This window comes from Mycobacterium sp. AT1 (assembly GCF_002043095.1).
Lineage (GTDB): Bacteria > Actinomycetota > Actinomycetes > Mycobacteriales > Mycobacteriaceae > Mycobacterium.
Window position 1 is genome coordinate 16,718 of the sequence record NZ_MVOC01000063.1, and the last position, 5,025, is coordinate 21,742.

The following is a 5,025-nucleotide window of genomic DNA, read 5'->3' on the forward strand; positions in this document are numbered from 1 at the left end:
TGGCGCCACGAGGGCGGGCACGCGCCGTTCTCGCTGGCGTGGATGACGGCCGTCGGCGAACGCACCAAGCGACTGGTGCTTGGCACCTCGGTGCTGACCCCGACCTTTCGATACAACCCGGCGGTGATCGCGCAGGCGTTCGCCACCATGGGATGTCTGTACCCCGACCGGATCTTCCTGGGCGTCGGCACTGGCGAGTCGCTCAACGAGATCGCCACCGGCTTCGAGGGCGAGTGGCCCGAGTTCAAGGAGCGCTACGCGAGGCTCCGCGAATCCGTCCGGCTCATGCGCGAGCTGTGGTTGGGCGACCGCGTCGACTTCGACGGCGAGTACTACAAGACCAAGGGCGCGTCGATCTACGACGTCCCCGAGGGCGGCATCCCGATCTACATCGCCGCCGGCGGGCCTCAGGTGGCCAAGTACGCGGGCCGCGCGGGTGACGGGTTCATCTGCACCTCCGGCAAGGGTGAGGAGCTGTACAAGGACAAGCTCATCCCCGCGGTGAAGGAAGGCGAGGAGGCCGCTGGAAAGGCCCCCGACGCCGTCGACCGGATGATCGAGATCAAGATCTCCTACGACACCGATCCCGAGCTGGCATTGGAGAACACCCGCTTCTGGGCGCCGCTGTCGCTGACCGCCGAGCAGAAGACGAACATCCACGACCCGTTGGAGATGGAGAAGGCCGCCGACGAACTGCCCATCGAGCAGGTCGCGAAGCGCTGGATCGTCGCGTCGGATCCCGACGAGGCCGTCGCCAAGGTCAAGGACTACGTCGACTACGGACTCAACCACCTCGTCTTCCACGCCCCGGGCCACGACCAGCGCCGCTTCCTGGAGCTCTTCCAGCGTGACCTGGAGCCGCGGCTGCGCAAGCTCGGCTGATTTGGCAGGCTGGCACTCGTGACCCCAACGAGTGTTTCGGCCATTTACGTTGCGTCGCCCGAAGGGGACACCGGAAAGTCGACGATCGCGCTGGGCATTCTGCACCGCCTCGCCGCGACCGTCGCCAAGGTCGGGGTGTTCCGCCCGATCACCCGCATGGGCGAGGATCGCGACTACATCCTCGACCTCCTCATTGCGCACACCACGGCGGGCCTGAGCTACGACGAGTGTGTCGGTGTCGGTTATCAGCAGCTGCACGACGATCCCGACTCGGCGCTGTCGGAGATCGTCGACCGCTACCACCAGGTCGCCGAACGCTGTGACGCCGTCCTGATCGTCGGGAGCGACTACACCGACGTCGCGTCGCCGAGCGAGTTGTCGGTCAACGCACGCATCGCCGTCAACCTTGGCGCGCCCATCGTCCTCGCCGTGCGCGCCGCCGACCGCACTCCGGAGGACGTCGCCCACGTCGTCGAGTTGTGCCTGGCCGAGATCGCAGGCCAGCACGCGCACACGGCCGCGGTGGTGGCCAACCGGTGTGATCCGGCCGAGCTGACCGCGGTCGCCGAGGCCCTCAAGCGCGTCGCCCCGAAGAGCTACGTGCTTCCGGAGGAGCCGCTTCTGGTGGCACCGTCGGTCAGCGAGCTGACGGTTGCCGTCCACGGCGCGGTGATGAGCGGTGACGAGGATCTGCTGCACCGTGAGGCGCTCGGCGTCCTCGTCGCGGGGATGACGGCCGAGCACGTGCTGGAGCGGCTGCGCGAGGGCATGGCGGTGATCACGCCGGGTGACCGTTCCGACGTGGTGCTGGCCGTCGCGAGCGCGCATGCGGCAGAGGGCTTTCCGTCGCTGTCGTGCATGATCCTCAACGGCGGTCTGCCGCTGCACCCGTCGATCGCGGCGCTGGTGTCCGGCCTCGGGTTACGGCTGCCGGTCGTCACCACCGAGCTCGGAACCTACGACACGGCGCGGGCCGTGGCGTCGGCTCGCGGACGCGTGACGGCCGACTCGAATCGCAAGATCGACACCGCGCTATCCTTGATGGACACTTACGTCGACACCGCGGATCTGCTTGCGCAGCTGTCCATTTCGGTGCCGTCGGTGGTCACACCCCAGATGTTCACCTACCAGTTGCAGGACCGGGCGCGCTCGGACCGCAAGCGGATCGTGCTGCCGGAAGGTGACGACGACCGCATCCTCAAGGCGGCGGGCCGACTGCTGCAGCGGTCGGTCGCCGACCTGACCATCCTCGGCGAGGAGTCCGCGATCCGCGCCCGCGCGGCCGAATTGGGTGTCGACCTCTCGGCGGCCACGGTGGTCGACCCGCAGACCAGCGAGCTGTGCGACAAGTTCGCCGAGCAGTACGCCGAACTACGCAAGCGCAAGGGCGTCACGGTGGAGCAGGCGCGCGAGACCATTCACGACGTCTCGTACTTCGGCACGATGCTGGTGCACAACGGCATGGTCGACGGCATGGTTTCCGGGGCGAAACACACCACCGCACACACGGTTCGGCCCGCGTTCGAGATCATCAAGACTCTCCCGGACGTGTCGACGGTGTCCAGCATCTTCCTGATGTGCCTGGCCGACGAGGTGCTCGCCTACGGTGACTGTGCGATCGTGCCCGACCCGACAGCCGAGCAACTCGCCGACATCGCCATCTCGTCGGCGCGCACTGCCGCGCAGTTCGGCATCGAGCCGCGGGTAGCGATGCTGTCCTACTCGACGGGTACGTCGGGTACGGGTGCCGACGTCGACAAGGTAAGGACGGCAACTGAATTGGTGCGATCCCGCGAACCCGATCTGTTGGTCGAGGGTCCCATCCAGTACGACGCCGCGGTGGAGCCGTCGGTGGCGGCCACCAAGATGCCCGACTCCAAGGTGGCGGGCCGGGCGACGGTGCTGATCTTCCCCGACCTCAACACGGGCAACAACACTTACAAGGCGGTACAGCGCAGCGCGGGTGCGATCGCCATCGGGCCGGTGCTGCAGGGGCTCAACAAACCGGTCAACGATCTGTCGCGGGGTGCGCTCGTCGAGGACATCGTCAACACCGTGGCGATCACCGCGATCCAGGCGCAGGGCAAGTGAGCGCCGCGCGCACCGTGCTGGTGCTGAACTGTGGGTCGTCGTCGTTGAAATATGCCGTCGTCGAACCGGATTCGGGGCGTCAGCTCGCCGACGGGATCGTCGAGCGGATCGGCGCCGGACCGATCGCCGACCACGAGGCCGCGCTGCGGGCGGCGTTCGACGAGCTTTCCGAGGCCGGGCTGGACTTGGAGTCGTTGGGGTTGGTGGCCGTCGGTCACCGCGTCGTGCACGGCGGGCCGGACCTGTATCGGCCGACGGTCGTCGACGACGGGCTGATCGCCACGCTGGAGACCCTCGCGCCGTTGGCTCCGCTGCACAACCCGCCGGCCATCGTCGGCATCGAGGTGGCGCGCAAGGTGCTGCCGGACCTGCCGCACGTGGCGGTGTTCGACACGGCGTACTTTCATGACCTGCCTGCCGCGGCGGCGCATTACGCCATTCCTCGAGACGTGGCCTCGCAGTGGCACATTCGGCGGTACGGGTTCCACGGGACGTCGCACCAGTACGTCAGTGAGCAGGCGGCGGTGTTCCTCGGCGTTCCGTTGGAATCGCTCAACCAGATCGTGCTGCACCTTGGCAACGGGGCGTCCGCGTCGGCGATCGTCGGCGGCCGGCCGCAGGACACGTCGATGGGTTTGACGCCGATGGAGGGGCTGGTCATGGGCACCCGGTCGGGCGACGTCGACCCTGGCGTCATCATGTACCTGAACCGGACCGCTGGCATGAGCATGGCCGACATCGAGACGATGCTCAACCGGCGCTCAGGTGTCCTTGGCCTTGGTGGGGAGATCGACTTCCGGCAGCTGCACCTTCGCATCGAGACCGGCGACGCCGATGCCCAATTGGCTTACGAGGTCTACATTCACCGGCTGCGCAAGTACATCGGCTCCTACCTGGCGCTACTCGGCAACACCGACGTCATCACGTTCACCGCCGGGGTCGGGGAGAACGACGCCGCGGTCCGCCGGGATGCGCTCAGCGGTCTCGCGCCGCTCGGCATCGAACTCGACGAACACCTCAACGACAGTCCGGCGCGCTCACCCCGGCGCATCTCGTTCGAGACCTCACCCACGACCGTCCTCGTCATCCCCACCGACGAGGAGCTGGCCATCGCGAGGGCTTGTGCTGGCGTGGTCGACGGCTGAGTTCAACCCTTCGTCACGCGCTGGTGGGCAGTGAGGAAGATCTTGTCGAAGGTGGCTCGCTGCGGCAGTTGACCGTCGTTGGTGACGGCGAGGAACTCCTCGGCCAACTGTTGGGCGAGCAGCCGCAGCTTGACGTTCGTCTCCTGGGACTGCCACTTGAGCAGGCCGAAGGCCTTGTCGGCGTCGATGCCGTAGATCAGCATCAACATGCCCTTCGTGGCATCGATGACCGCTCGTCCTTCGACGACGGTGGTCACCTTGTCTGTGATCGTCCGTTCCCGGGTGCGGGCCGAGTCCTCGAGCGCAAGCGGGGTCGGCGTGACGTCGACGTAGACGCCGGAGGTGCCGATCACGACGCCGTCGTCGTCGACGATCTCCTGCCCTGCCACGACGACGTCGCGCGTTCGTCCTCCTGCGTCGACGATGCGGTGTCGGGTGCTGACGGCCTGATGGGTGCGTCGCACGGTGTCGAGGTGGGCCGTCATTGCGGCAAGGTCGTCGGGATGCTTGTGCGACATGACCAGATCCGTGGTCGGCGTGACGGTTCCGGGCTCGTAGCCGTGGATTCGTTCTGTCTCGGGTGACCATTCCCAGCGCTCGTCGGCGAAGTAGAACTTGAACCATCCAGCCAGCAGGGGCTCGGGCTCGATTACCTCGACCATGACCGCAGACTAGCTGTACGTCAACTGTCAGCGCGCGCTAACTGACGCTGCCGTCATTGCGCCGTAAGTAGTCTTCGTTGAGGTCGCGTTCGCGCTGGGTGCGGCTGGCGCGGTCTTGGGCGCGGGTGGTCTTGCGGCGGGGCATGGTCAGTCCGGCGGTGTGTGCCCTGGGGACCTCTGAGGCGACCACCGATGCGGTGGGTTCGCTGAGTTCGGGGAACAGCAGGCGGCTGCCCGGGGTGGTG

At 67.1% G+C, this 5,025-nt stretch carries 4 protein-coding genes and 1 pseudogene; 3 read left to right on the forward strand and 2 right to left on the reverse strand.

Annotation, left to right across the window (positions count from 1 at the left end):
- The 3 genes from fgd to B1790_RS27270 form a co-directional block, all read left to right on the forward strand.
- The coding region (fgd, locus tag B1790_RS27260; protein WP_233165337.1) for a glucose-6-phosphate dehydrogenase (coenzyme-F420) at positions 1-882 on the forward strand (882 nt) is incomplete at its 5' end.
- A gap of 18 nt (positions 883-900) precedes the next feature.
- Positions 901-2,973, forward strand: coding sequence for a phosphate acetyltransferase (gene pta, locus B1790_RS27265; RefSeq protein WP_079926419.1), 2,073 nt, complete (start codon positions 901-903; stop codon positions 2,971-2,973).
- A complete protein-coding gene (locus tag B1790_RS27270; protein ID WP_079926420.1) occupies positions 2,970-4,118 on the forward strand; it encodes an acetate kinase in 1,149 nt (382 codons plus the stop codon). The genes pta and B1790_RS27270 overlap by 4 nt, the downstream gene beginning before the upstream one ends.
- A gap of 2 nt (positions 4,119-4,120) precedes the next feature.
- Here the strand turns inward: B1790_RS27270 and B1790_RS27275 are convergent, their stop codons facing one another.
- Both B1790_RS27275 and B1790_RS34810 read right to left on the reverse strand, forming a co-directional pair.
- A complete protein-coding gene (locus B1790_RS27275; RefSeq protein WP_079926421.1) occupies positions 4,121-4,780 on the reverse strand; it encodes a PAS and ANTAR domain-containing protein in 660 nt (219 codons plus the stop codon).
- A 37-nt stretch (positions 4,781-4,817) separates the two neighbouring features.
- Positions 4,818-5,025, reverse strand: a pseudogene (locus B1790_RS34810) (hypothetical protein); the annotation flags it as partial.

What these genes read in the sequence shown, in the direction of transcription:
- B1790_RS27275 (WP_079926421.1), bottom strand. Translation starts at nt 4,780, where the DNA reads ATGGTCGAGGTAATCGAGCCCGAGCCCCTGCTGGCTGGATGGTTCAAG.